This window comes from Cupriavidus sp. HE11, from assembly GCF_056097175.1.
This window is the reverse complement of record NZ_CP184465.1, coordinates 1674880-1700091: the sequence shown is the minus strand read 5'-3', so window position 1 is coordinate 1700091 and position 25212 is coordinate 1674880. Positions and strand designations below refer to the sequence as shown.

Here is a 25212-nt window from a genome sequence, read left to right as displayed (position 1 = left end):
GTCTCTACGTCTTCAGTTTTCAGGTCGGCGACTTGGCCGATGCCTGCCGCGTAAACAAAGCCACGGCACCACGGTCGGGCGCCTTTGTGGATGTGGACAGCGCGCGTGCCAGGGCACGCTCGTCGCGCTCCACGCCAACCGTATCGTCCTGGCGGGTCAGCCGGCGCACCAGCGCCAGACCCGTGCCCGGGAAATAGCTGACACGTCGCGCGTGCGGCCCGCGCAGGTCCTGCGCGGCCACCCGTATCTCTTCGGTGCGCAGGTACTTCAGTACGAAATCGGCATTCCGGTCCCCAATATTGAGGGTCGTCATGTTCGCCAGTACCGCGCCGCCGCCAAATACCTTGGCTTCCAGGCGCTCGCGCCGGGCGCCCATCTTCAGCAGTTCATTGATCAGCACTTCCAGCGCGTAGCAGCCGTAGCGCATCGACGCCGACAGCATGCGGTCGGGGCCGGCGTTCTCGTCGTCGGGCAGCATGAAATGGTTCATGCCGCCCACGCCGGCCACTTCGTCGCGGATGCACGCTGCCACGCACGATCCCAGCACCGTGGTCAGCACCACGTCGTCACCGGTCACGTAGTACTCGTTGGGCAGCAGCTTGATGGCCTGCTTGCCGAATTCGCGATCGAAGTACTTTCGCGTGGCAATGGCCTCGGGCATCTGGGGGGTGCCGCGCATCATGCACCTCCGCCCTTGCCCGCCAGTTCATACACGGTCTGCCCGCGCAGCTGGAACGCACGCGTGACATACGAGAAGTTCTCCGAATGACCGGCAAACAGCAGGCCATTCGGCTTGAGCAGCGGTGCAAACCGTTCCAGGATGCGGCCCTGGGTCGGCTTGTCGAAATAGATCATCACGTTGCGGCAGAAAATCGCGTCGAACTTCTCGCGAATGCCCCAGTCGGGCGCCAGCAGGTTCAGCGGCTCGAACGTGATGGTCGATGCCAGGTCCGGCTTGACCTTGACCGACCCGGCACGTGCCCCGGTGCCCTTCAGGAAGAAGCGCTTGAGCTGTTCCTGCTGCATCCGGGCCACCTGCTCGGTCGTGTAGACCCCGGCGCGGGCCTTGGCCAGCACCTGGGTGTCGATATCGGTGGCAAGCACGGTGCCGGCCCGGTCGCCCAGCGCCTCGGCCAGCGTGATGGCGATCGAATACGGCTCTTCGCCGGTAGACGCCGCCGCGCACCAGACGCTGTAGGGGCGGCCAACCTTCCTGGCATGCTCGGCCAGCAGCGGGAAGTGATGCGCCTCACGGAAGAACGACGTGAGGTTGGTGGTCAGCGCGTTGGTGAAGTATTCCCACTCGTCGGACCGGTCGTCCGCTTCGAGCAGTTCCAGGTACGAGCCGAAGTCGCTGAGCTGCAACGAGCGCAGCCGCCGCGCCAGACGGCTGTACACCATCTCGCGCTTGTGGCTGCCCAGCGAGATGCCGGCGCGCTTGTGAATCAGCGCGCGCACCTTCTCGAAGTCGCGCTCGGTCAGCAGGAAGTCACGCATGTCGTCGCGCAGGGGCGCCAGCACCGGTGCGGCCGTGCTGGCGGCCGCGCCTGGCTTCCCGGTGGCGCTGGAGGAAGAACGGAGCGGCGTCATGAGTGTATTTCGTCAGGGTTGCCGATAACCGGCGGTACAGGCAGTTGGGGGCGATCCGGCGCGCTCAGGCGAGCTCGGCTTCGATCAACTCCATTTCGGAGCTGGTCATCATGCGTTCGATGTCGATCAGGATCAGCATCCGGCCTTCCACCGAACCGAGGCCGGTCAGGTGCTCGTTGGATACCGACACGCCGAACTCCGGCGCGGCCTTGATGTCATCGCCCGTCAGCGTGAGCACGTCCGACACGCCGTCGACCACGATGCCGACCACGCGCCCCGCCACGTTCAGGATGATCACCACGGTCTGGTGGTCATAGCGCACGTTGGCGAGGTTGAACTTCAGGCGCAGGTCCACGATCGGCACGATCACGCCGCGCAGGTTCGTCACGCCCTTGATGAAGTCGGGCGCGTTGGCGATGCGGGTTACCGTCTCGTAGCTGCGGATTTCCTGCACCTTGAGGATGTCGATGCCATATTCCTCGGTGCCCAGCGTGAAGACCAGGTATTCCTGGCCAGAGGCTTCGCTGCCCTGGGTATCGATGTGTCCGATGCCGGCCATGTCTGTTCTCCTTGCTGTCGATTACAGTGCCACCGCCAGGTCCTGGCGGCGCACGCCGGTGCGCTGCAGCGCGGCCACGTCCACGATCAGCGCGACGCTGCCGTCGCCCAGGATCGTCGCGGCCGAAATGCACGGCACCTTGCGGTAGTTGGTTTCCAGGTTCTTCAGTACCACCTGGTGCTGCCCGATCAGCTGGTCCACCAGCAGCGCGAAGCGCTTGCCTTCGGCGGACAGGATCACGGCGATGCCCTGCGTGGGCTCCTGCACCGCGTTGGCGACGTTGAACACCTTGTGCAGTTCCAGCAGCGGCAGGTACTCGCCACGCACGTTCATCACGCGCTCGCCGTTGGCGGCGGTGTGGACGTCGTCGGCCTTCGGCTGGAGCGATTCCATCACGCAGTTCAGCGGCAGGATGAACGTCTCTTCGCCGGTACGCACGGACATGCCATCCAGGATCGCCAGCGTCAGCGGCAGCACGATGCGGGTGGTGGTACCCAGGCCCTGGCGCGAGCTGATCTCGACATGCCCGCCCATTTCCTGGATGTTCCGCTTGACCACGTCCATGCCGACACCGCGGCCCGACACGTCGGTCACCACTTCGGCGGTAGAGAAGCCCGGCGCGAAGATCAGCTGCCAGACTTCGTCATCGGGCATGCTCTCGGACACGCCCGGCAGGTTGTTCTGCAGCGCCTTGGACAGGATGCGGTCGCGGTTCAGGCCACCGCCGTCGTCGCTCACTTCGATGACGATGTTGCCGCCAGCGTGTTGTGCGGACAGGATCAGCTGGCCCGTTGCTTCCTTGCCGGCCGCCACGCGCTTCTCGGGCGTTTCGATGCCGTGGTCGAGGCTGTTGCGCACCAGGTGCGTCAGCGGATCGATAATGCGTTCGATCAGGCTCTTGTCGAGTTCGGTCGCCTTGCCGAACGTGACCAGGTCGATCTGCTTGCCGAGCTTGCTGGCCAGGTCGCGCACCAGGCGCGGGAAGCGCGAGAACACGTAGTCCATCGGCATCATGCGGATCGACATCACCGCTTCCTGCAGGTCACGCGCGTTGCGTTCGAGCTGCCCCATGCCGGAGAACAGGCGGTCGAACAGCACGGGGTCGAGCGACGATGCGGTCTGTGCCAGCATCGATTGCGTGATGACCAGTTCGCCCACCAGGTTGATGATCTGGTCGACCTTCTCGGTCGGCACGCGGATCGAACCCGAATCGGGGCCGTGCGCGGCGGCGGCGGCCGCAGGCTTGGCCTTTTCCTTTTCCTTCGCAGCCGGGGCGGCGGCCGGCGCGGCAGCGACCGGAGCCGGTGCGGCAACGGGCGCCGGTGCGGGCGCGGCGGCGGCCGGCGCCTCGCCAGCGGCCACCGCTTCCACGACGATCTGCTTCTCGTCGATCACGAAGCAGCAGACCGCGATGATGTCGTCGGTGCCGCACTGGCTGTTCAGCCAGATGGTGAGGTCGCCGTCGGCCTCTTCCTGGCCGGTGATCTCGCCCAGGTTCGCCAGTTCCTCGCGCAGCAGCGCCTGGTCACCCGCCGATACCTTGATCAGGCGAACCTTGAGGTTGCCGCCAGCCGGCGCGGCGGCCGCTGCGGGTGCGGGGGCCGCTACCGGCGCGGGTGCAGGGGCCGGAGCGTGGGCCGCTTCGCCGCCGGCTTCCTGGGCCAGCTGCTGCAGGACGGCGCAAATGCGCTTGAACGTTTCCGGATCGGGTTCGGTGCCGTTGCGATAGGCATTGAGCTGGTCTTGCAACACGTCCTTGGTTTCCAGAAAGGTGTCGATGATGACCCGCGTGAGGGCCAGTTCCCGCCGACGCGTGCGGTCGAGCAGGTTCTCAAAGATGTGCGTGGTTTCGGTCAGCGCCGTGAAGCCGAACGTGGCCGCTCCGCCCTTGATCGAATGGGCGGCGCGAAAGATCGCGTTGAGTGCTTCGGCATCGGGGGACTCGATGTCCACCTCGAGCAGCAGCTGCTCCATTTCTACGAGCAGTTCCTCTGCCTCTTCGAAGAAGGTCTGGTAAAACTGCGTGATATCGATATCGACAGACATGATCGTCCTGGCTCGCTAGATTTCTGGGAAGCCGCGCCGCCCACCGCGGTGGCGCGTCCTCGTTCCTACTTGCCCGTGGGCGCGTTGGCCGGTTTTGCCGCGGGCGCCGATGCGGCTTCCGCCTGCGCCGGCACCTGCGACTGAAGCTCTTCGGCCATGCGTCCCTTCTGCGCCTGCACCGAGACATCCGCCGCGCTGGCGTTCTCCGACTCGAACTGGGCTTGCGCACGCTTGTTGAGCACCACGATGCTGATGCGGCGGTTGGTCGGCGCCAGCGGGTCGTTCTTCTCAAGCGGCATGGTGTCCGCCAGGCCCAGCACGCGCAGCACCTTTCCGTCCTGCATGCCACCGGCGATCAGTTCCTGACGCGACGCGTTGGCGCGGTCTGCCGACAGTTCCCAGTTGCTGTATGCGCGCTCGCCCATCATGTACGTGGCCGAGTCGGTATGGCCCGACAGGCTGACCTTGTTCGGCATCTCGTTGAGCACCGGGCCGATTTCGCGCAGGATCGCCCGCATGTACGGTTCCACGGCCGCGCTGCCGGTACGGAACATCGGGCGGTTCTTGGTATCCAGGATCTGGATGCGCAGGCCCTCGCTGGTGATATCCAGCAGCAGTTGCGGGCGGAACTGACGCAGCGTCGGGTTGTTGTCGATGATCTGTTCGAGACGGCCCTTGAGCGCGCGCAGGCGTTCGCTGTCCATCTGGTCGCGGCGGCGCTGGGCGTCGGATGGATCGTTGGTCAGGGCCTTCATGACCTCGCCGTCCTTGGCCATCGGGTCCTTGCCGCCGCCGGGGATGACGCTCTTCGACATGCTGCTCTTGTCGCCACCGGCCACGGCCACCTTCAGCGGCGTCTTGAAATACTCGGCCACACCGACAAGGGTCTTCGGCGACGACGTGCTCAGCAGCCACAGCACCAGGAACAGCGCCATCATGGCCGTCATGAAGTCGGCGTAGGCGATCTTCCAGCTGTGGTTGCCGTGCGGCTTGGCGTGCGACTTCGCCTTCTTGATGATGATCGGACGCAGGTCCTGGGCGCTGCTCATGGCTGCTCTCCCGTCAGGTCAGGCTCTTGACTTCACGGACGTGGTCGTCGAGCTCGAGGAACGACGGACGTACCGTGGAGTAGAGCACCTTGCGGCCGAACTCCACCGCCACCAGCGGGGCATAACCATTGAGCGATGCCAGCAGCGTGACCTTGATGCACTCGTACATCTTGATGCTCTCGGACACCTGGTGCTCGACGCGCGACGCCAGTGGCGACACGAAGCCGTAGGCCAGCAGAATGCCCAGGAACGTACCCACCATGGCGTGTGCGATCAGGGCGCCCAGTTCGGCCGGCGGCAGGTCGGCCGAGGCCAGTGCATGCACCACGCCCATCACCGCGGCCACGATGCCGAAGGCAGGCAGGCCGTCGCCGACGCGCGACAGCGCATGGGCGGGAATCTCGGCTTCGTGGCGGAACGTTTCGATTTCGTGGTCCATGAGCGCCTCGATCTCGAAGGCGTTCATGTTGCCGTTGACCATCATGCGCAGGTAGTCGGTCAGGAACTCCATCATCTTGGCGTCGGCCAGGATGCGCGGGTACTGACTGAAGACACTGCTCGATGCGGGATCGGCAATTTCCTTTTCGAGGAACAGGATGCCCTCGCGGCGTGCCTTGGACAGCAGCACGTACAGCAGCGCCATCACGTCCAGGTACAGTTCCTTCTTGTACTTGGAGCCCTGCAGCAGCGAAGGCATGGCCTTCATCGTGGCCTTGATGGCCTTGCCGCTGTTGGAGCTGATGAATGCGCCGACGGCGGCACCGCCGATGATGATGAGCTCCGCCGGTTGATAAAGCGCGCCCATATGTCCGCCGGTGAGGGCGTAACCGCCCAACACCGCCACGACTACGACGACATAGCCAATAACTACTAGCACGATCGGATCCCCGTCTGAAAAACACGCGTCAGGCACGCACTGGGCATCCGGCGCGGACGAGCGGGGTCACCGCCCGCCGGTACCGGGGCCCACCTGCCACGCGGACGTCAGGCCCGGTGAATCAGGCTTGCGTCTGCGCGGATGCGGCGTCCTTCGAGAGCTTCTTCACCTTTCCGGCGCGCGACGGCGGACGGCACAGGCTGCAGACGAAGTTCGCGTGCGGCTCATAGGCATGCGTCACGAACTGACCGCCGCAACAGGTGCACTTGGAAAGCTGCAGCATGTTGCTCTCGAAAAACCGTACTAACGTCCAGGCACGGGTGAAACTTAAGACGATTTCGCCACCGAGCAGCGAAACGTGCTCGAGGTACAGACGGTAAGCGGCCACTACGGCACGAATGCCCGACGTCTCGCCTTCCTGCACCATGAACTGGTGAGCAGAGAAGAACAGCGACGAATGGATATTCGGCAGCCAGGTGGTGAACCAGTCCGTGGAGAACGGGAGCATGCCCTTGGGCGGCGATGCGCCCCGCAGCTCCTTGTAGAGGCGGATCAACCGGTCGCGCGAGAGCGTGGTCTCGGCTTCAAGCACCTGCAGACGCGCACCCAGGCCGATCAGCTCGATGGCGAGCTGGGTCTGGTTGGCATCCTGCAGGACGCTCTTGCGGTTGGGAACGGGAGTAGCCGTGAAGCTGCGGGCCGGCTGGGCCTGGAGGAGCGCGGTCAATTGAGCGACTCCACAGGTTGCCGGGCCAGCAGGATAGCAGCGTGGATCTGCTGCATATCATGGCTCTTGGCCGTGTGTGTAAGGGTGGACAGCAACGCGTGATCGTCGAAGCGGAAACGGCACAGCACCATGTTCGATGCGGCCAGCTTGACGAGTTGCGCCGAGGTCAGCTTGGCGAGGATCTCAGCAATTTCCTTGCTGACACCAAGCCTGAACATGGCTTCCACCTGGTTTTCGCGCACCAGTCGTTGCGCAAGCAGGAGATAGGCGAGATTGACCTCCCTGATCTCCTGGAGAACTTCACTGCTTTCCAATTTTTCCCCGCTACCAAATAACCCCTCGACCGCTTGTCCGGCGCTTACCAGACAGGGAAACCCTGCCGGCGACCAGATCGTTTGGTTGCGTGTTCGAGTGGGTACGACGTACTACGAAAGGAACTTCGCCCGGTTACACCTTAACCCTGAAACGTTACAGATGTTACAGAGTGTAAGTGAAACTGTTACGTTTATATCGGCATTCCGCCCACAATGCCAATCCCTACTTACGTTGGGGATTAGGGAATGTCGTAAGGAAAAGACATGGGCCCCGAAGTTTGTAACAGCCAATGTGACTGTCTTCTGATTTTCATCAAAGGTGTAACGATTTGTGTACTGAACGGAAACGGGTTTCCGACGGTGGACACGCCCCTCACGAAGAGGGGGTTGCCGATTTCCACTATTGACGAACGAGCGCACCTTGGCTAAACACGCGACGCAACCACGCGGCCAGCCGTGCAAACACGTCGTCGGGTGCTTCGCGGAACAGATGCGGACGCGCACGCTCTACCTGCTCCAGTACGCGAGCCGCTTCCTCCGCGCTCACTGACCGGTACTCCAGGGCCAGCCCAAGCAGCGCGCGCAACTCCCCCACCTTGCTGCGGCCCAGCGCCTCGCTCTCTTCGGTCTGCAACGCGTACATGACGTCGTAGGCGCGCTGGCGCAGGCTGTCGGCAATGCGCCATGCCGGGGTGCGCATGCGCTCCTCGATCGTGCGTACGTCGACAGCCGATGCCGATATCTGCGCCGCCAGCGCTTCGGTGAACGCGGCGTCGGCACCGGCTTCGGACAGGATGTTTGCGGCCCACTCACGCGCGTGTTCCACGCGCTGCTGGGGCGTCCAGTCCGGCTGCACGGCCAGGGCAAACCCGAAGCGCTGCGCATCGCGCATCAGCGCGGCCAGCGCGTTCGGAAGCTGCTTGTCGAAGACCTTCCTGGCCCAGCCGTACTCGCCGCTGGCCAGCAGGCGCATGACGGCGCGCTCGGTCAGCGGGCCATCCTGCTGTATCAGCCGGGCGCGCAGGAAATCGTCGAACGCAGGCGGAATGAACTGCGGATCGAGACCGGTGGAAACTTTTACAAACGCATCGAAGTCCGCGCGCAGCCGCGCTGCGGCTTCGGCCGACAGGGACAGACTGATGTCGGTATTCATGATGTTCTGCAGACGAGTGAACGCCCCGGCGCAACATTTACAACGCTGTGCCGGGGCGCCGCCATCTTTTCAGACGACGATGATGAGTCCGTCGGATGTATTGCCGATGACGGTCAGAAGGCGCTCCAGTCGCCGTTGTCGGATGCCGGGCTCGCCGTCGCACCCGCCGTCAAGGCCGGACGCTTCTTCTGGGTATCGGCATCCTCGCCGGCAACTTCAGCCACGGCCGGCGCGGCAGCCACCAGCGCGGTGCCGGCCTTGGCCGGCTTGCCACGCTTGCCACCCTTGGCCACACGGTTCACCGGGGCCTTGGCGGCGGGCTTGACCACCGAACGCACGGCAGGGGCCGCCGGGGCCGCCAGCATCGGCGCCGAAGCCAACGGTGCATGATCGTCCGACAGGCGGAAGCCCGACACCGAATCCATCAGGCGCGATGCCTGGTCCTGCAGCGAACCGGCTGCCGCCGCTGCCTGCTCCACCAGTGCCGCATTCTGCTGCGTCACTTCGTCCATCTGGGCCACGGCCTGGTTGACCTGCTCGATGCCCGAGCTCTGCTCGGCCGACGCCGCGCTGATCTCGCCCATGATGTCGGTCACACGCTTCACGGCCTGCACGATCTCGTCCATCGTCGTGCCGGCCTGGCTGACCAGTGCCGCGCCGGTATCCACCTGGGCCACCGAGTTGTCGATCAGCGTCTTGATTTCCTTGGCCGCGTTGGCGCTGCGTTGCGCCAGGCTGCGCACCTCGCCGGCCACCACGGCAAAGCCGCGGCCCTGTTCACCGGCGCGGGCGGCCTCCACGGCAGCGTTCAGCGCCAGGATGTTGGTCTGGAAGGCAATGCCTTCGATCACGCCGATGATGTCGACGATCTTGCGCGACGCATCGTTGATCTCGCCCATGGTGTCCACCACGCGGCCCACCACCTCGCCACCGCGCACGGCGGTATCCGACGCATTGGCAGCCAGGCCGCTGGCCTGACGGGCGTTGTCGGCGTTCTGGCGCACGGTGCTGGTCAGCTCTTCCATGCTCGAAGCCGTTTCCTCCAGCGAGGCGGCCTGCTGCTCGGTGCGTTGCGACAGGTCGTTGTTGCCGGCCGCGATCTCGCGCGAAGCCGTGCCGATCGATTCGGCCGATTCCTTGAAGTCGCGGACCATCGACGACAGCTGCTGCTGCATCTGGCTGATCGCGTGCAGCAGGCTGTGGTCGTCGCCACGGCGCAGATCCACCTTGGCCGAGAAGTCGCCATCGGCGATGCTTGCAGCGATCGACGCCGCATAGCCGGGTTCGCCACCCAGCTGGCGCGAGAGCTGGCGTGCCAGGAACCAGCCCAGCAGCACCGAAACCACGACGCCACCCACCACCAGCAGCAACATCAGCACGCGCGAGCTGTTGTAGACGCTGGTCGACTCTTCCATGTTGGACTTGGCGCGGTCATCGCGGCGCTTGACCATCTTGAACAGCACGTCTTCCAGCGCGCGGCTTTCCTTGAGCAGGTCGGCGCTTTCGGTGAAGACCGTGCTTTCGAACTGCGACGTGTCCAGCGGCTGCTTGCTCACCAGTTCCACATACTTGGTCATGCGGTCGCGGAACGGCGGCACCAGCGTTTCATACTGCTTGAACAGCGCCTGGCCTTCCGGCTGGCTGAACGAGTCCTTTGCAGTTTTTACACGCGCCTCCATCGCCGTCAGCGATTTCTGGATCTCTTCCTTCTCGGTCGCGCGCTCGCCCATGGTCGATGCCGACAGCAGCGCAATCTGCGCGCGGCTGGCGTAGACCAGGTTGATGTTGCCGTCCTGCACGGCCTTCAGCGCCTGCAGGTCGGTGTTGTAGATCTTGCCGGTCCAGTCCGCCATGCGCCCCATGTTGACCACGCCCAGCAGGCCGATGACGGCGCCGATCACCGATACCACCAGGAAGCCCGCAATCAGCCTGGTCGTAACGCGTAGTTGATTGAACCACTGCATAGAACTACCCCCTTCTTCTGTCAGAAATGACCGGGATGGACGATGCCACCCGGGTTGTTGTCGCGGCCGCCTGCGTGGGCGGCTGCTCTACCCCGTTCCTGATGCCGCGCTTGATGGCACGGCGCTTTATGAAATGCCCTTGCCCCAGGCGGGCGCGGGCCTGCTCCCCACTTCAGCCAACTGCCTCCGCCAGCGTCTCCATCTGGCACGGACGTGCGGGCCGCACTTCGGCCTGCGTGCTCACGCGGAATGTGGAGATCGACTCGCGCAGGCGGTCGGCCTGTTCTTCCAGTGCGCCGGCCGCGGCAGCGGCCTGCTCCACCAATGCTGCGTTCTGTTGCGTGCCTTCATCCATCTGCGCCACGGCCTCGTTGACCTGCTCGATGCCGGCGCTCTGCTCGGCCGATGCCGAACTGATGTCGCCCATGATGTCGGTCACGCGCTTCACGGCCTGGACGATCTCGTCCATCGTGGCACCGGCCTCGCCCACCTGCGCGGCGCCGTTTTCCACGCGCGACACGGTGTTGCCGATCAGGCCCTTGATTTCCTTGGCCGCGTTGGCGCTGCGCTGCGCGAGGCTGCGCACCTCGCCGGCCACCACGGCAAAGCCGCGGCCCTGTTCACCGGCGCGGGCGGCTTCCACGGCAGCGTTCAGCGCCAGGATGTTGGTCTGGAAGGCAATGCCCTCGATCACGCCGATGATGTCGACGATCTTGTGCGATGCCTCGTTGATTTCCTGCATGGTCTGCACCACGCGCCCCACGGCCTCGCCGCCCCGCACGGCAGTCTCCGACGCATTGGCGGCCAGCCCGCTGGCCTGGCGCGCGTTGTCGGCGTTCTGGCGTACCGTGCCGGTCAGCTGCTCCATGCTCGATGCGGTTTCCTCCAGCGACGCCGCCTGCTGCTCGGTGCGCTGCGACAGGTCGTTGTTGCCGGCGGCCACCTGGTGCGTGGCTGTCGAGATGCTGGCCATGCCTTCCTGGATGTCATGCACCACCGACAGCAGGCTGCGCTGCATCGTGCGCATGGCGCGCGCCAGTGCCCCTACCTCGTCGCCAGCCTTGTGCTCGAACGTGGTGGTCAGGTCGCCGGCACCCATGCGCAGCGCGAAATCGAGCATCTCGCCGACGGGCTTTTCCACGCGCGATACCAGCATCGCGCCCGAAGCCATCGACGAGATCACGGCCAGTGCGAAGGCGCCCCACAGCCACGGCCACAGCTGGGCGGCAGCATCTGCCGACATCCAGTGAACGCCGGCCAGCGCCACCAGGAACCATACGAGCCCGGCCATCTGGGCCCAGAGAATGCGACGCCGGAGACTGAGGCGGGTCAGGCGGCCGACAAAGCCGGCCACGCCGGTCCGGACCACCGCCCCGTCGCGGATCGCGAGCCCGGCGGCGCGCTTTTCGCGGAAGCGCTTGTACGCGGCCTCGGCGACTTCGATCTGCTCGCGCGACGCCATCGACCGCACCGACGTATAGCCAATGATGCGGCCGGCCACGCGCGTCGGCGTGACCGTGGCCTGCACCCAGTAGTGGTCGCCGTCCTTGCGCCGGTTCTTGACGATACCCACCCACGACTTGCCGGCCTGGATCGACGTCCACAGGTCCGCAAACGCTTCGGGCGGCATGTCCGGATGGCGCACCAGGTTGTGCGGCGCGCCCATCAGCTCTGCCGACGAGAAGCCGCTGGTCTCCACGAACGCCCGGTTTGCGAACGTGATACGCCCCTTGAGGTCGGTTCGGGAAATCAGGTAATCGTCCGGCGAGAGCGGATGCTCGCGCTGCGTGACAGGCTGGTTGTTGCGCATGGGTGTTCGAACTGCGTTGAAGGCTCCGGCGCCGGGGCCCCGCATTCGCGCGGGCGCCACGGGCCGCTTGTTACGGTGTAGATCAGGCGGTGGCGGCCGCGGCGTCAAGCGCCGCAAGATCGTCGACATCCATCAGCTTCTCGATGTCGGTCAGGATCAGCATGCGGCCCTCGAGCGAGCCAAGCCCGCGGATGTAGTCGGTAGCCATGCCACCGGACAGCGCCGGCGCCGGCTTGATCTGCGACGGGGTCAGCGTGAGCACGTCGGATACGCCGTCAACCACGATGCCCGTGGTGCGTTCATGGATATCGACGATGATCACCACGGTATACTGGTCGTAGCTGATCTCGGCCTGGTTGAACTTGATGCGCAGGTCGATGATCGGCACGATGGTGCCGCGCAGGTTGACCACGCCCTTCAGGTAGTCAGGCGCGTTGGCGATCTGCGTGACCTGTTCGTAGCCACGGATTTCCTGGACCTTGAGGATGTCGATGCCGTATTCCTCGCGGCCAAGCCGGAAGGCCAGGAATTCTTCTCCCGCGCCGTCCGCGCGGTTGTTGCTGGTATTCATGTTGCCCCCGCTGGCAAGGTTGGTCGTGGCCGGGGTAGCGTGCCCCTGGCTGCTGGCGACCCGAGGCGGTCAGCCGGCTCGCGGCCCAATGGGCCCGGCCGGACCACCTGCTATGGCCCTCCAGTATTTACGGCACGTTGCGGGGTGAATTAAGGACGACTTGGCGCCCGGCTTACCCCTCCGTGGGAGGGTCCAGAAGCGCGTGGACGGAGGCCAGCAGATCCTCGGGGTCGAATGGCTTTGCCAGGAAACCCGAGGCACCGGCCTCGCGGGCCTGGTCCAGGATGCGGTCGTCGTGCTCGGTCGAGAGCATCAGGATCGGAATCGACGTATAGGCCGTCGTGGCGCGCAGCGCACGGATCAGCGACAGGCCGTCCATCACGGGCATGACCTGGTCGGTGACCAGCATGCCGAACTGACCCTCCATGGCCACCTCGTGCGCCTCCTTGCCATCGGCCGCCTCGGTCACCGTGAATCCGCCCGCGCGCAGGCAGGCGCCCGTCATGCGGCGCAAGGATGGTGAATCGTCGACGACGAGGATGTGCGGAAGGGACATCGGGGACTCCGTATGGGTTGGTCCGCCAGAGGCAAGGCAGCGCGGCCGGCGACGGACAGGCCAGCTGGCTCGGGCGTGCGAAATCCGGCATGCGCCACTGCCCTGTCACCTTCATAACGACACGCGAGGCGCGCGCTTTAGCGTTATTGACGATTATTCACGTTTCGCCCGACCGCTCAGGCGCGCAGGCGCTGGGCGCCATGGAGCTGTTCGGCAAAGACCGGGGCATCGAGCGGCACGGCCATCAGGTAGCCCTGCACCTCGTCGCAGCCCATGCCGTGCAGGATATCGAGCTGCGATGCCGATTCCACGCCCTCGGCCACCACCTTCATGCGCAGTTCGTGCGCCAGCGCCACCATCGACCCGACGATCGCCCGGCCCTGCGGGTCGGCGTCGAGCCCGCCGATCAGCGTGCGGTCGATCTTGAGCGTGCCCACGCGCAGCCGCTTCAGGTAGCCCAGGCTGGAGTAGCCGCTGCCGAAGTCGTCCAGCGCCACGTGGATGCCCAGCGACTGCAGTTCGGCCAGCGTCTCCATCGACTTGCCGATGTCCTTCATGGCCGCCGTCTCGGTAATTTCCAGCGTGATGGCCGATGGCGGGATGTCGTGCTGGTGGATCTGTTCGAGCAGGTACTGCGGGAAGTTGCGGCTGGCAAAGCGCAGCCCCGACACGTTGATGGCTACCGGCACCGTCGGCAGCCCCGCGTCCTGCCAGGCGCGCACCTGGGCGCAGACCGTGGAGATGACCCAGTCGTCGAGCTTGTCGATCTGGCCCGACTGCTCGGCCACCATGATGAATTCGGCCGGATTGACCGGGCCCAGCGTCGGATGCCGCCAGCGGCACAGTGCCTCGGCCCCCACCACGCCGCGCGACTTCACGTCGTACTTCGGCTGGTACATCAGCGATAGCGCATCGTCCTGGATGGCCGGCCAGAGATCGCGACGGATGACGCGCATGCGGCGCGCCCGTTCGCCCGCGGCCGAATTGAACACGCGCATCTGGTTCGACCCGCTTTCACGCGCCTCCGACAGACTGACACGCGCCGCCTGCATCAGCGATTCCGACGTGGCCGCATCGCGCGGATAGATGGCAATGCCGATATTCACGCCGATCTGCATCTGCAGCCCGCGCGCCGCCACGAACTCGGACAGCGATCCAAGCACGCGCGCCCCCAGGTCGTGGGTGCGGCTGTGCTGGACCAGTTCCGGCACGCCCACCGCGAATTCGTCGCGCGCCAGCCGGGCCAGGAAGTGATGCGGTTCCAGCGCGGCCTGGGCCAGCGCACCGGCATCCTGCGCCAGGATGTCGTCGGCGCGGACTTCAAAGACTTCGTCTACCTCGCGGAAATCCGCGATATGGATCAGCAGCACCGCGCAGGCAGTCTCCGACAACCTGGCATGCGCGATGGTCTGGTCGAGCCAGCGCGCAAAGGCGGTGCGATCGGGCAGGTCTTCGTTGCTGACGCTGTATTCGCCAACGGGCGGCTGGTCGCGGCCCGACGACCGCACGGTCAGGCCGGCCATGCGGCCGTTGCCACGCCGCATGATGCGCGGCTCGCCGGCACGCGCGGCGGCCGGGAATTCGTCAGACGCGTCGTCGGCCAGCGCGCCCTCGGCAAACGCTCCCGCCCACTTGCGCGACTGGATGCGATGCATCGCATAGAGCGCGGAGCACAGCAGCGCCAGTCCACCCGCCAGCCACACCGACCCGTGCAGGCCCGCCACGTCCAGGCAATCGCGCGGCGACATCGACAGGCCACCGCAGGCCCGCCCGAGCCGCGCGCCGGCCACTGCAACCAGGCCAGCGCCGGCCAGCATGGCCGTGACGATGGCAACCTGCCAGCCACGGCCGCCCTGGCGAACCCAGTGCCAGGCAGGGGCCAGCAGGTGCGATGCCGCAATGCTGGCCGCCAGCGTCGCGGCGAAGGTTGCCGCCAGGTCGGCGCCGTGATTGGCTGCCGTCAGCGTGCCCGAGGCCACGGTGACCCAGAGCGGCATGCCCGTGGTGACCTGCGACAGCAGCGCCGCCGACCACGTCAGGGATCGGACAGTCTTGCGCCCCGGCTCGCCTTCCGGCTTGGCCGCACGCAGGCCGCGCGCGGCAACGACGCCGAGCGCGGCTGCAAGCAGCAACAGGAGGGTATTCGTGGCAATCATTGAGGCTGCGCGAAGGGAAACGGCAAGGGCGCGGGAAACACCGGGGTGCGGGGCAGACAAAACCCCGCATCATGGCATCTTGCGCGCTCCGTGTGAACCTTGTGGCACTCAGTCCGGTTTATGTCGACCTCGAAATAATCAGAAGGCGGCCCAGTTGTCGTCGGCGTTCGACGCACCGGCCGGCTGATTCAGCGCAGGGCGCAGCAGCTTGGGCTCGCGCGTCTTGCGGACCACGGGCGGACGCTTGGCGGCGGGGCGCACCGGCGCACGTTCCGGGGCGCGGGCGACGGCAGCGGACTTCGCCGGGGCAGCCACGGGCTGGACCGGTGCGAGCGCATGCACTGGCCGGGCCGGCGCCGCGAGCTGGCGCGACTCACCGCCGTCAGACGCCAGCGAGAACACCGACACCACGCTCTTGAGCTTCTGCGCCTGTTCCTCCAGCGCGCCAGCGGCGGCGGCGGCTTCTTCCACCAGTGCCGCGTTCTGCTGCGTAACCTGGTCCATCTGGGCCACGGCCTGGTTGACCTGCTCGATGCCGGTGGTCTGTTCCTGCGATGCGGCGCTGATCTCGTTCATGATGTCCGTCACGCGACGCACGGCCTGCACGATCTCGCCCATGGTGTTGCCGGCTTCGGCCACCAGCTTGGTGCCACTTTCCACACGCTGACCAGATTCGCTGATCAGTGATTCGATTTCCTTGGCGGCGTTGGCGCTGCGCTGCGCCAGGCTGCGCACCTCGCCGGCCACCACGGCAAAGCCGCGGCCCTGTTCGCCGGCACGGGCGGCCTCCACCGCCGCGTTCAGTGCCAGGATGTTGGTCTGGAAGGCAATGCCCTCGATGACACCGATGATCTCGACCACCTTGCGCGACGCGCCGTTGATCTCGTTCATGGTGTCCACCACGCGGCCCACCACATCGCCGCCCTTCATGGCGATCTGCGATGCCTCGCCGGCCAGCACGCCAGCCTGGCGGGCGTTGTCGGCATTCTGGCGCACCACGGTGGTCAGCTCCTCCATGCTGGCCGCGGTCTGCTCCAGCGAGGCGGCCTGCTCTTCGGTACGTTGCGACAGATCGGTATTGCCGGCCGAGATCTGCTGGGTGGCCGAGGCAATCGAATCGGTGCCGGTACGCACTTCGGACACGATGCCCGACAGGCTGTCCTGCATCTTCGCCAGCGCCTGCATCATGCGGCCAACCTCGTTCTTCGACATGCTGCTGATGCGCGACGTCAGATCGCCGGCAGCCATGCGTTCGAACACGGACAGCGCTTCTTCCACCGGACGCACGATGGCGCGATGAAGCATCATCGCCGCCACCACGGCAATGACCAGGCCGAAGGCGATCAGCAGGATCGACATCGTGCGGATCATTTCAAAGCGCGACTGGGCGGCCTCGAAGTTCGTCTTGCCCGCTTCCATCTGGAATTTCTCAAGCTTCTCGTGCGCGGAGGCCATGCTGCGCTGCAGGTCCGGCATCACGTCGCGCGCCATGCGCAGCGATTCCTCCCGGTTGCCCGACGTCAGCGCCTGCTGCCACTTGGTCACGCCCGCATCGAAGAACTCCTGGCGCTTGGCGGCCAGCGCACTGGCCAGCGCCTTTTCCTCGTCGTTCTGCGGCAGCGCCATATAGCGCTTCCAGCCTTTCTCCGACGACTCGACGAAAATCTTCGAGCGCTCGACGTGCTTGTTCATGTCCTCGCCCTCGCTGCCCGGCATGACGGTACGGTCCAGCGCCAGACGCAGGCGCGTGGTGCCGATCATCGCCTCTGCCAGGGCCTGCGAGGAAGCCAGCTGGTTGGCATACGTCTCCTTCAGCGCATCATTGGACTGGGAAATGCCCTGCAATCCCGCTCCGCCCACAACCAGCAGGATGCCCGCCAGCGCGGCCATGGCGCCCCGCAGGAGGGTCTTGATCTGAATATTCTGATGAAAGGACATGATGTGCTGATCATTAGGAGATAACCCGAAGCCACTCCCTTGCCTCGGTCCGGCAGGCCGACACCCCGTGCGGTCTGCTCAGGACTCGATAACGGCCAGCGCCGAACCTTCCTTGAATTGCACGCCAAATGGTTTTCAGGTATGGCGGCTGATGCACTTCCAATCACCGGGGAAAATGGCGCCGCAGGCACTGTGGCCGGCGCGTTAGCGCATGCGCGCAAATAAATATGCCCGCCAGAACAGAATTCAGCGTTCGCTGAAACCCTCTTGCGTCTGACCGCGTATCCGATTAGTCCTGATTAAGTTTCGATTCATGTTTCAGGATTCGACGTGGGTCAGCATCGTCGGTCGACCGCCAGTCCACACCGGCCATTCTGGCAACGCCGCGGAAGCGAGCCGCGGACTATGGCCTGCACCATAAGTTCAGTAATTCTTCCTAATTGAGATTTTTCGTATTTTTCGGCTTGTGGCCGCAAAGGATTTGCAGCATGGCCGACAGTGGTTATAATGCTTTTCGTCAATTCACGGACCCACCAGTAAATCGAGGGATAAAAATGGCGACATATCAGGAAATCGTTCAGAAAATCAGCGAACTGCAGCGGGAGGCCGAAGAGATCAAGGCGCGCGAGCAAGCGACCGTAATCGCCGAGATTCGCGAGAAAATCGAACAATTTGGCCTGACCGCCGAAGACCTCGGATTTGGTGGCAAGGGCGTGGCAGGCAAGAAGGCCACTACCGCCCGCAAGGTTCCGGTTCGTTATCGCGATAGCGCCGGAAATACCTGGACCGGCCGCGGCAAGCGCCCGGGCTGGCTGACCCAGGCATTGGCGAATGGCAAGGCGATGGAAGACTTCCTGATTCGCTAAGCGGCGACGCCACGCACGCAAGCAAAGAAAAACCGGGCCAGGGCCCGGTTTTTTTATTGGCGATTGCCGATCAGGCGGCAAATCCCTTGGGATTCATCGACTGCCAGCGCCAGGAATCCTCGCACATGCGGTCCAGGTCGTGGCGGGCGCGCCAGCCCAGCAGTTGCTGGGCCAGGGCCGGATCGGCATAGCACGACGCAATATCACCCGGACGCCGCTCGACGATCTGATAGGGCACGGCGCGCCCGCTGGCACGTTCGTAGGCCTTCACTACCTCCAGGACGCTGTAGCCACGGCCAGTGCCGAGGTTCACCGTCATCCCGCGCGGATGGTTGCGCAGGTAATTCAGCGCCGCCACATGCCCATCGGCCAGGTCGTTGACGTGGATGTAGTCACGCACCCCGGTACCGTCGACGGTCGGGTAATCGCCACCGTAGACGCTCAGTTTTTCGCGCCGTCCGCCGGCCACCTGGGCCACATATGGCATCAGGTTGTTGGGAATGCCACCCGGATCTTCGCCAATCAGGCCGCTGTCATGTGCGCCAACCGGATTGAAATATCGTAGAAAAGCGATACGCCATTCAGGATCGGATTTTTCCAGATCGCGCAGGATCTGTTCACCCATCAATTTGGTCTGGCCGTACGGATTGGTGGCCGACAGCGGGAAATCCTCGAGAATCGGCACCGTATGCGGATTGCCATAGACCGTGGCCGACGAACTGAACACCAGTTGCCTGACGCCGGCCGACTGCATCGCGCTGCATAGCGTGATCATGCCTTCGAGGTTGTTTCCGTAATATTCGAGCGGCTTGCTGACCGATTCGCCCACTGCCTTGAGCGCCGCAAAATGAATCGCCCCGGCAATCTTGTGCTCGGCGAACAGGCGGTCCAGCAGCGCGCGATCCCGCACATCGCCTTCGACGAAATGCGGCGTCGTGCCGGTAATGCGGGCCAGACGGCTCACCACCTCACGGTTGCTGTTGCACAGATTATCGAGTCCGATCACTTGATAGCCCGCCTCATGCAACGCCACCCAGGTGTGCGAAGCGATATATCCGGTTGCGCCGGTCAGCAGTAAGGTTTCAGCCATGGAAATAGTCAGGTCGGTAAGTGTTTCACGACGCTGGCCGAATCTCCGGTCGGGATTCGCAGGTCGAGCCGACATCTTAACCGCCTGATATTACGGCCGCTTCGCGCATTCAAACGAATGTCAGGTTTCCCGTCCAAGGCGCACGGGCTGTGGCGTCATCAACGGCAATCCGGCACGTGTCTGCCACGCCTCGTAGGCCGCATGCAGGCGCCAGCCCGATTCCAGGTCGCGCATGCCCAGCAGCTGGGCCACGGCGGCCGGCGTGGTGCCGGCATCGAAATGCATCGCACCGCAGGTATTGCGCAGCGTCTGCGGCGACGCCCGTTCACTACGGCCCGCCAGGACACCGGCCTCTTCCAGCAGGATCTCGATGCGGCGGTAAATCGAGGCCGCGTGCATCGGCCGCCCATTGGCCATCGCCGGGAAGACCAGATCGCCCAGCGATTCCGCCGCCTGGCGCACGGCCAGCCATCGGCACAACGGCGCATGGGCAAAGCCGAACAGCGGCACCATATAGGTACGCCCGTTGTCGGGCCGCACCATCCTGATCGCCATCGCGCCGCCGTCGATGCTGTCGATGCCATCCAGCGCATCCAGGCGCAACGCCCGCACCTCCGCTACTTTCAGGCCGCCGCCCAGCAGCACGGCCAGCAGCGCCACATCGCGGGCGCGCTTCCAGGCCGTCGGCGACATATCGGCCTTCGCGTCCTTGCCTGCCGGCATTTCGGGCTGCGGTGCCAGGATGCGCGCCACCAGCAGATCGCGCTCGCCGGGCAGCAGGAAGGCGGTGGGATCGTTCTCGCCGTCGGCAAGATGGGCCTTCACGGCCTGGCTGGCCGGATTGTGCAGATTCTGTTGCAGTGTCGCCAGATGGTGAAATATCCGCTCTATCAATCGCGCATATCGATAGCGGTGTCGCTTGTGAAGATTCTGCGCGTCGAGAAAGGCGCCGATCTGGGCGGCCGACCACTTCAGCGGCGGCAGGCCCTGTTCACCCGACCAGCGCAGGAGCTTGCCCCACATCGCGCGGTACACGATGGCCGTGCCGGGGCGAAAGCCATGGCGCGCCAGCCAGCCGTCGAAGGCGCGTTCCGGTTGCCGGTACCAGGCGGCCAGGTCGGCGTCGAACAGTTCGTCGGACACCGGCTGCGCCCCATCGGCCGTGGCGGCGTCGATCGCGGGGTGAGTCACCACTTCATCTCCTGCATGGGGGCAATGCGCCCATTGTAGACAATGCGCCACTGGCCGCTGCGGCGGTGCCGCAAATAGTATTTGCAACCGGTTGCAGCGTGCCCGGCGAACGTGGTACCTTGCCATCCATCATGCAACTGGTTGCATAGATTGCCGCGTTCGCATGTGCTCCACCGATTTTGCTGCCCACATCCGAAGGAAACCGTCATGGCTATTCCCGCCCTGCTCCAAAACCTGTCGCTGCCGGCCGTCTGCTCGCCGCTCTTCATCATTTCCAATCCCGATCTGGTCATCGCGCAGTGCAAGGCCGGCGTGGTGGGATCGTTCCCGGCGTTGAACGCGCGCCCGGCAGAGAAGCTGGAGGAATGGCTGGACCGCATCACGACCGAACTGGCGGAGCACGATGCCAGGCACCCCGACCGCCCCGCCGCGCCGTTCGCGGTCAACCAGATCGTGCACAAGTCCAATGACCGGCTCGAACACGACCTGGAAATGTGCGTGCGCTACAAGGTGCCCATCGTCATCACGTCGTTGGGCGCCCGCGTGGAGGTCAACGAGGCCGTGCATTCGTACGGCGGCATCGTGCTGCATGACGTGATCAACAACACCTTTGCCCGCAAGGCGATCGACAAGGGCGCCGACGGCCTGATCGCCGTGGCAGCCGGTGCGGGCGGCCATGCCGGCACGCTGTCGCCGTTCGCGCTGCTGCACGAGATCCGCGAATGGTTCGACGGCCCGCTGCTGCTGTCCGGCGCCATTGCCAGCGGCGACGCGGTGCTGGCCGCCCAGGCGGCGGGCGCCGACCTGGCCTATATCGGCTCGGCCTTCATTGCCACGCTGGAAGCCAACGCCCAGGACGCCTACAAGCAGATGATCGTAGACAGCAGCGCCGACGATATCGTCTATTCCAACCTGTTCACGGGCGTACACGGCAACTATCTGCGTGAAAGCATCGTGCGCTCGGGCCTGGACCCGGAAGCACTGCCGACATCGGATGCCACGGCCATGAACTTCGGCTCGACCCGGGTCAAGCCGTGGAAGGATATCTGGGGCGCCGGCCAGGGCGTGGGCGCCATCAAGCGCGTGGTGCCGGCTGCCGAACTGGTGCGCCGTTTCGTGGAAGAGTACGCGCTGGCACGCCGCCGCCTGGGCCTGGCACCGGCCGAAGCCGCCGCGCACGCGGCCAGCGTCGCCTGATTGGCGTTTTTGTGATGTATTTCTGATGGTTGCCTGATGGCCCCTCTTTCCCGCCGGTTCATGCACTGGCGGGAAAGGGTCGCGGCAGCAGGTGACGTACGTTATCCCCCGCTGGGTTTTTCCAGCAGCGGCATCAGGTCACGCCCCCATTTCACCCAGTCCTCCTGGAACCGGATCCCGCGCCGCAGCAGCGCATACTGGATCTGCTGGCGCCGGTCGAGCGTGCCGCCAAAGTCCTTGCGTTCGATATCGCGGTAGAGCGCCAGACGATCCTCGTGCAAATCAATCAGGCGCTGCATTTCCTGATCCAGCCCGAGCGGCCCAATTGCAGCATCTGCACGCAGCTTGACCAGAATTTCCTCGCGCTGGTCCAGTCCCGCGCCGGGCGACAGCACCCACCGCACCAGTTCGTCGCGGCCGGCGGGCAGCACGTAATAGACCTTCTTGCGGTTCTTCCTTTCCACCGCCACCCCGTCGGGCCCACTCGCTGGACTCGCCGGACTCGCCAGGCTCGGCTGCTCCTTGCCGCCTTCCTCGGCGGCAATCCAGCCCATTTCGGCCATCCGCCCCAGTTCGCGGTAGATCTGCTGGTGCGTGGCGTGCCAGAAATAGCCGATGGACTTGTCGAAACGGCGCGCCAGGTCGTAGCCCGACGATGGCTTTTCGATCAGGGAAATCAGTAGCGCGTGCTGGGTTGACATTCGCCGTGGAAGTGGTGGCCCGGGTTGGCACGAACGTTGCTGCCTTGAGCCGGGAATGTTCAGGGTGGCGCTATGGTAGCGCGCAAGTCGGGGCGCGTCATGCCGTTAACCCTTGCAACGTCTGTTGGACAGGCCGCTACGGGGGACACCCTCCGGATATCGACCGGGCCTTCGGAATCCTAAATATGACAATTCAGGCAATTATCCTGAAACTGATGTAAAAAAATCGAAATGGCTTTTCGCGACCGCCTGCAATACATTCCAGACATTGCCACACGCATGCGCGCGCCTTTTCTTTGCCGGCCCAACGTTCAGCGCCATGCGTCTCCTGGGAGTCGTCGATGAACGCAAGACCGGAAATTACCGAAGGCACGGCTGCGGGCGAAAGCTCGGCGTCGATCAACGCTGCCCGCGCACGTGCCGGATCGGCCCCGATCTATTACCGGCTGCCCGACACCCCGGACGGACACCATATCAAGGAATACGCCAGCGGCCTGAGGCAGCTGGTGCGCTTCGTCGGTGTCGAGGAGCAGGTCGTCAAATACAGCCTGACCTGATTGCTGGCGGGCTGCCGGGCTCACCCGGCGGCGCGCCGAAGCTGCTGCTTGTCTCCTCCTGTCCCTTGTGGACCTGGGACTTCTGCCCGCGATACCCTCGCGGGCTTTTTCTTTCCTGCCGGCAATAAAAAACCGGCCGCCGGGCAGGCGCCCGTGGCCGGTTCGAGTACTGCGTACTACGTACTGCGGTACTGCTTTTCTACAGCGCTGGCGATCAGTCCACCGTTGCGCCCGAAGCCTTCACCACCTTGGCCCACTTGGCGGTCTCGGACTTCATGAAGGCAGCCAGCTGGGCCGGCTTTTCCGGGTTCGGCTCGGCGCCTTGCTCGGCCATCTGCTTCTTCACTTCCGGCATGGCCAGGATCTTGACCACTTCGGCGTTCAGGCGGTCGACGATCGGCTGCGGCGTGCCGCCGGTAGCGTACAGGGCGAACCACGACGTGGCTTCGTAGCCCGGCACACCGGCTTCGGCCACGGTCGGCACGTCCGGCAGGGCCGGCGAGCGCTTGGCCGAGGTCACGGCGATGGCGCGCAGCTTGCCGGCCTTCACGTGCGGGTACGACGACGGCATGTTGTCGAACATCAGGCCGATCTGGTTGCCCAGCAGGTCGTTCACGGCCGGGGCGCTGCCCTTGTACGGAATGTGCTGGATATGCAGGCCGGTCATCGAGTTGAACAGTTCGCCCGACAGGTGCATCGACGAACCGCTACCCGACGAACCGTACGACAGCTTGTCCGGGTTGGCCTTCACGTAGGCGATCAGTTCCTTGATGTTGTGCACCGGCACCTTCGGGTTCACCACGACGATGTTCGGCACCATGGCAACGCGCGTGATCGGCGCGAAATCCTTGACCGGATCGTACGGCAGCTTCGAGTACAGCGACTGGTTGATCGCGTGCGTGCCGATCGTGCCCATGAACAGCGTGTAGCCGTCGCCCTGGGCCTTGGCGGCCAGCGACGCGCCAATGTTGCCGCCTGCGCCCGGACGGTTGTCCACCACCACCGGCTGACCCAGCGCCTTGCCCAGTTGCAGGCTGACGATACGGGCCAGGATGTCGGTGGTGCCACCGGCCGAGAACGGCACGATCATCGTGATCGGCTTGGTCGGGTAGTTGCCCTGCGCCTGAGCGCCGGTCATGACGGCAAAGCCGGCAGCCATTGCCACGCCAGCGGCCAGCAGGCGTCTGCGCGCCTTCGAGGTTTGATTGGTGATGCTCATCTTGTGCTCCAGGAATTGATGCACACCCGCAGACGAACCTTGTGAGCGCCGCGGGCGCAATGCTTGTGTATCGCTATTCCACCCCGTGCCTCGGGGCGGGCAACTTTCTTATACGGGTGCCACCCCCAGCGTGGTTCCGCCGCAGACGTACAGCACTTGTCCCGTCACGAAACCATTCTCGGGGGCGAGGAAGAACAGCGAGGCACGCGCCACATCTTCCGGCGTTCCCATTCTCTTCACGGCGATGCTTGCCAGGATGCGCCGTGTCTGTTCGCTGCCCTCCGGATTGCTCTTTCGGAACAGCTCGGTGGCGATGGGACCCGGTGCCACGGCGTTGACGGTGATGCCGTCGCCGCCCAGCTCCATCGCCAGCGTTCGGGTCATGCCAACCAGCCCCGCCTTGGCCGCGGAATACACCACGCGCTCGGGCTTGCCCAGCGCCGCGCGAGAGGCCATGTTGACGATGCGGCCAAAGCCGGCCGCGCGCATGGCGGGCAGGCAGGCCTGGGTCAGCAGCATCGTGGCCTGCAGCGTCAGGCCCACGACGTAATCGAGATCAGCGGCGGTGGCCGTATCGGCCGTGCCGGGACGCGTGGCGCCAGCGTTGTTGACGAGCCGGGTCACCGCGAACTGCGAGGTCACCTGCGCCGCCACCGCGCGCGTGGCGTCGGCATTGGTCAGGTCGGCCTGGAAAAAGGTCAGGTTCGGATGCGACCACGTCGGTTCTGCATAGTCGACGTTGATCACACGGGTCACGCCATCGGCGAGCAGCATTTCGGCAATCGCACGGCCAATGCCGGAACTGGCGCCGGTAACAAGCGTGGCAACGGGAAGGGACATCTCAAAACTCCGCACCGGCGCAACATAGCCGGGTCAGTCAGAAAAAAGATGCGGCAAGACCGGCGAGCCCGTCGGCCTGGCCGCAATGCTCTACCTCGTTGGGGAAGAGACACCACTGAAACTTCCCACCTGGATTAACGGCAGGAAGCAAGGGAAATTAAGCGTTCGATGAATTGATGGCCTCGCAGCGCCGCACTGCGCCCCTCTCCCATTGCATGGAAGAGGGGCGCGCATAGTTCAG

General features: G+C 64.8%; 23 protein-coding genes. 3 read left to right on the top strand and 20 right to left on the bottom strand.

Going from position 1 to position 25212, the window contains the following annotated elements:
* Positions 1-19: 19 nt before the first annotated feature.
* From cheD to ACOABP_RS24860, 15 genes are all read right to left on the bottom strand, one after another.
* A complete protein-coding gene (gene cheD / locus ACOABP_RS24930) occupies positions 20-682 on the bottom strand; it encodes a chemoreceptor glutamine deamidase CheD (protein ID WP_474228308.1) in 663 nt (220 codons plus the stop codon).
* A complete protein-coding gene (locus ACOABP_RS24925) occupies positions 679-1590 on the bottom strand; it encodes a CheR family methyltransferase (protein WP_474228306.1) in 912 nt (303 codons plus the stop codon). Before ACOABP_RS24925 ends, cheD begins: the two co-directional genes overlap by 4 nt.
* A gap of 64 nt (positions 1591-1654) precedes the next feature.
* Complete coding sequence (locus ACOABP_RS24920; RefSeq protein ID WP_474228304.1) at positions 1655-2149, bottom strand: chemotaxis protein CheW; 495 nt, start codon at positions 2147-2149, stop codon at positions 1655-1657.
* A 21-nt stretch (positions 2150-2170) separates the two neighbouring features.
* The gene (gene cheA, locus ACOABP_RS24915; protein WP_474228303.1) at positions 2171-4195 is read right to left on the bottom strand and encodes a chemotaxis protein CheA; all 2025 of its coding nucleotides are present in this window, start codon (positions 4193-4195) and stop codon (positions 2171-2173) included.
* 65 nt (positions 4196-4260) lie between these two features.
* Positions 4261-5244, bottom strand: a complete 984-nt coding sequence (gene motB, locus ACOABP_RS24910) for a flagellar motor protein MotB (RefSeq protein WP_474228302.1) — start codon at positions 5242-5244, stop codon at positions 4261-4263.
* A gap of 13 nt (positions 5245-5257) precedes the next feature.
* The gene (motA, locus tag ACOABP_RS24905; protein WP_049815961.1) at positions 5258-6121 is read right to left on the bottom strand and encodes a flagellar motor stator protein MotA; all 864 of its coding nucleotides are present in this window, start codon (positions 6119-6121) and stop codon (positions 5258-5260) included.
* Positions 6122-6242: 121 nt separating this feature from the next.
* Positions 6243-6848: a flagellar transcriptional regulator FlhC gene (flhC, locus tag ACOABP_RS24900; RefSeq protein ID WP_066742639.1), complete on the bottom strand. Its 606-nt coding sequence runs from the start codon at positions 6846-6848 to the stop codon at positions 6243-6245.
* On the bottom strand, positions 6845-7162 hold the full coding sequence (gene flhD / locus ACOABP_RS24895; protein ID WP_008647543.1) for a flagellar transcriptional regulator FlhD: 318 nt from the start codon (positions 7160-7162) through the stop codon (positions 6845-6847). The genes flhC and flhD overlap by 4 nt, the downstream gene beginning before the upstream one ends.
* A 400-nt stretch (positions 7163-7562) precedes the next feature.
* Positions 7563-8315, bottom strand: a complete 753-nt coding sequence (locus tag ACOABP_RS24890) for a DUF4088 family protein (RefSeq protein ID WP_474228301.1) — start codon at positions 8313-8315, stop codon at positions 7563-7565.
* Positions 8316-8428: 113 nt separating this feature from the next.
* Positions 8429-10279 (bottom strand): methyl-accepting chemotaxis protein, encoded by a 1851-nt coding sequence (locus ACOABP_RS24885; protein ID WP_474228300.1) that lies wholly within the window; start codon positions 10277-10279, stop codon positions 8429-8431.
* Between the two features lie 172 nt (positions 10280-10451).
* Entirely contained in the window at positions 10452-12089 is a 1638-nt protein-coding gene (locus tag ACOABP_RS24880) for a methyl-accepting chemotaxis protein (RefSeq protein WP_474228298.1), read from the bottom strand.
* 82 nt (positions 12090-12171) lie between these two features.
* Complete coding sequence (locus tag ACOABP_RS24875) at positions 12172-12660, bottom strand: chemotaxis protein CheW (RefSeq protein ID WP_066742647.1); 489 nt, start codon at positions 12658-12660, stop codon at positions 12172-12174.
* 172 nt (positions 12661-12832) lie between these two features.
* Positions 12833-13216: a response regulator gene (locus tag ACOABP_RS24870; RefSeq protein ID WP_474228296.1), complete on the bottom strand. Its 384-nt coding sequence runs from the start codon at positions 13214-13216 to the stop codon at positions 12833-12835.
* A gap of 176 nt (positions 13217-13392) precedes the next feature.
* Positions 13393-15372, bottom strand: coding sequence for a putative bifunctional diguanylate cyclase/phosphodiesterase (locus tag ACOABP_RS24865; RefSeq protein ID WP_474228294.1), 1980 nt, complete (start codon positions 15370-15372; stop codon positions 13393-13395).
* A gap of 138 nt (positions 15373-15510) precedes the next feature.
* The gene (locus tag ACOABP_RS24860; protein WP_474228293.1) at positions 15511-17310 is read right to left on the bottom strand and encodes a methyl-accepting chemotaxis protein; all 1800 of its coding nucleotides are present in this window, start codon (positions 17308-17310) and stop codon (positions 15511-15513) included.
* A 554-nt stretch (positions 17311-17864) separates the two neighbouring features.
* Between ACOABP_RS24860 and ACOABP_RS24855 the strand changes: the two genes are divergently transcribed.
* On the top strand, positions 17865-18176 hold the full coding sequence (locus ACOABP_RS24855; protein ID WP_474230539.1) for an H-NS histone family protein: 312 nt from the start codon (positions 17865-17867) through the stop codon (positions 18174-18176).
* Positions 18177-18246: 70 nt separating this feature from the next.
* Here the strand turns inward: ACOABP_RS24855 and galE are convergent, their stop codons facing one another.
* A complete protein-coding gene (gene galE / locus ACOABP_RS24850) occupies positions 18247-19266 on the bottom strand; it encodes a UDP-glucose 4-epimerase GalE (RefSeq protein ID WP_474228291.1) in 1020 nt (339 codons plus the stop codon).
* A gap of 120 nt (positions 19267-19386) precedes the next feature.
* Positions 19387-20457, bottom strand: coding sequence for a tyrosine-type recombinase/integrase (locus ACOABP_RS24845; RefSeq protein ID WP_474228289.1), 1071 nt, complete (start codon positions 20455-20457; stop codon positions 19387-19389).
* Positions 20458-20664: 207 nt separating this feature from the next.
* Here ACOABP_RS24845 and ACOABP_RS24840 point away from each other — a divergent pair, with 207 nt between their 5' ends.
* Positions 20665-21654: an NAD(P)H-dependent flavin oxidoreductase gene (locus ACOABP_RS24840; protein ID WP_066742661.1), complete on the top strand. Its 990-nt coding sequence runs from the start codon at positions 20665-20667 to the stop codon at positions 21652-21654.
* A gap of 101 nt (positions 21655-21755) precedes the next feature.
* On the opposite strand, the gene ACOABP_RS24835 is transcribed toward ACOABP_RS24840, so the two are convergent.
* Positions 21756-22355, bottom strand: a complete 600-nt coding sequence (locus tag ACOABP_RS24835) for a PadR family transcriptional regulator (RefSeq protein WP_474228287.1) — start codon at positions 22353-22355, stop codon at positions 21756-21758.
* 341 nt (positions 22356-22696) lie between these two features.
* On the opposite strand from ACOABP_RS24835, the gene ACOABP_RS24830 reads away from it, so the two are divergent.
* Positions 22697-22912, top strand: coding sequence for a hypothetical protein (locus tag ACOABP_RS24830; RefSeq protein ID WP_474228285.1), 216 nt, complete (start codon positions 22697-22699; stop codon positions 22910-22912).
* Positions 22913-23126: 214 nt separating this feature from the next.
* On the opposite strand, the gene ACOABP_RS24825 is transcribed toward ACOABP_RS24830, so the two are convergent.
* Both ACOABP_RS24825 and ACOABP_RS24820 read right to left on the bottom strand, forming a co-directional pair.
* The gene (locus ACOABP_RS24825) at positions 23127-24131 is read right to left on the bottom strand and encodes a Bug family tripartite tricarboxylate transporter substrate binding protein (protein ID WP_474228284.1); all 1005 of its coding nucleotides are present in this window, start codon (positions 24129-24131) and stop codon (positions 23127-23129) included.
* Between the two features lie 108 nt (positions 24132-24239).
* On the bottom strand, positions 24240-24971 hold the full coding sequence (locus ACOABP_RS24820; protein ID WP_066742670.1) for an SDR family NAD(P)-dependent oxidoreductase: 732 nt from the start codon (positions 24969-24971) through the stop codon (positions 24240-24242).
* Positions 24972-25212: the final 241 nt, after the last annotated feature.

Coding starts and splice junctions, on each gene's coding strand:
- ACOABP_RS24920 (WP_474228304.1), bottom strand. CDS start 2,149: ATGGCCGGCATCGGACACATCGATACCCAGGGCAGCGAAGCCTCTGGC.
- ACOABP_RS24855 (WP_474230539.1), top strand. CDS start 17,865: ATGGCGACATATCAGGAAATCGTTCAGAAAATCAGCGAACTGCAGCGG.
- ACOABP_RS24860 (WP_474228293.1), bottom strand. CDS start 17,310: ATGTCCTTTCATCAGAATATTCAGATCAAGACCCTCCTGCGGGGCGCC.
- ACOABP_RS24830 (WP_474228285.1), top strand. CDS start 22,697: ATGAACGCAAGACCGGAAATTACCGAAGGCACGGCTGCGGGCGAAAGC.
- ACOABP_RS24890 (WP_474228301.1), bottom strand. CDS start 8,315: ATGAATACCGACATCAGTCTGTCCCTGTCGGCCGAAGCCGCAGCGCGG.
- ACOABP_RS24880 (WP_474228298.1), bottom strand. CDS start 12,089: ATGCGCAACAACCAGCCTGTCACGCAGCGCGAGCATCCGCTCTCGCCG.
- ACOABP_RS24835 (WP_474228287.1), bottom strand. CDS start 22,355: ATGTCAACCCAGCACGCGCTACTGATTTCCCTGATCGAAAAGCCATCG.
- galE (WP_474228291.1), bottom strand. CDS start 19,266: ATGGCTGAAACCTTACTGCTGACCGGCGCAACCGGATATATCGCTTCG.
- ACOABP_RS24840 (WP_066742661.1), top strand. CDS start 20,665: ATGGCTATTCCCGCCCTGCTCCAAAACCTGTCGCTGCCGGCCGTCTGC.
- ACOABP_RS24925 (WP_474228306.1), bottom strand. CDS start 1,590: ATGACGCCGCTCCGTTCTTCCTCCAGCGCCACCGGGAAGCCAGGCGCG.
- ACOABP_RS24885 (WP_474228300.1), bottom strand. CDS start 10,279: ATGCAGTGGTTCAATCAACTACGCGTTACGACCAGGCTGATTGCGGGC.
- ACOABP_RS24825 (WP_474228284.1), bottom strand. CDS start 24,131: ATGAGCATCACCAATCAAACCTCGAAGGCGCGCAGACGCCTGCTGGCC.
- ACOABP_RS24875 (WP_066742647.1), bottom strand. CDS start 12,660: ATGAATACCAGCAACAACCGCGCGGACGGCGCGGGAGAAGAATTCCTG.
- ACOABP_RS24870 (WP_474228296.1), bottom strand. CDS start 13,216: ATGTCCCTTCCGCACATCCTCGTCGTCGACGATTCACCATCCTTGCGC.
- ACOABP_RS24820 (WP_066742670.1), bottom strand. CDS start 24,971: ATGTCCCTTCCCGTTGCCACGCTTGTTACCGGCGCCAGTTCCGGCATT.
- cheD (WP_474228308.1), bottom strand. CDS start 682: ATGATGCGCGGCACCCCCCAGATGCCCGAGGCCATTGCCACGCGAAAG.
- ACOABP_RS24865 (WP_474228294.1), bottom strand. CDS start 15,372: ATGATTGCCACGAATACCCTCCTGTTGCTGCTTGCAGCCGCGCTCGGC.
- motB (WP_474228302.1), bottom strand. CDS start 5,244: ATGAGCAGCGCCCAGGACCTGCGTCCGATCATCATCAAGAAGGCGAAG.
- cheA (WP_474228303.1), bottom strand. CDS start 4,195: ATGTCTGTCGATATCGATATCACGCAGTTTTACCAGACCTTCTTCGAA.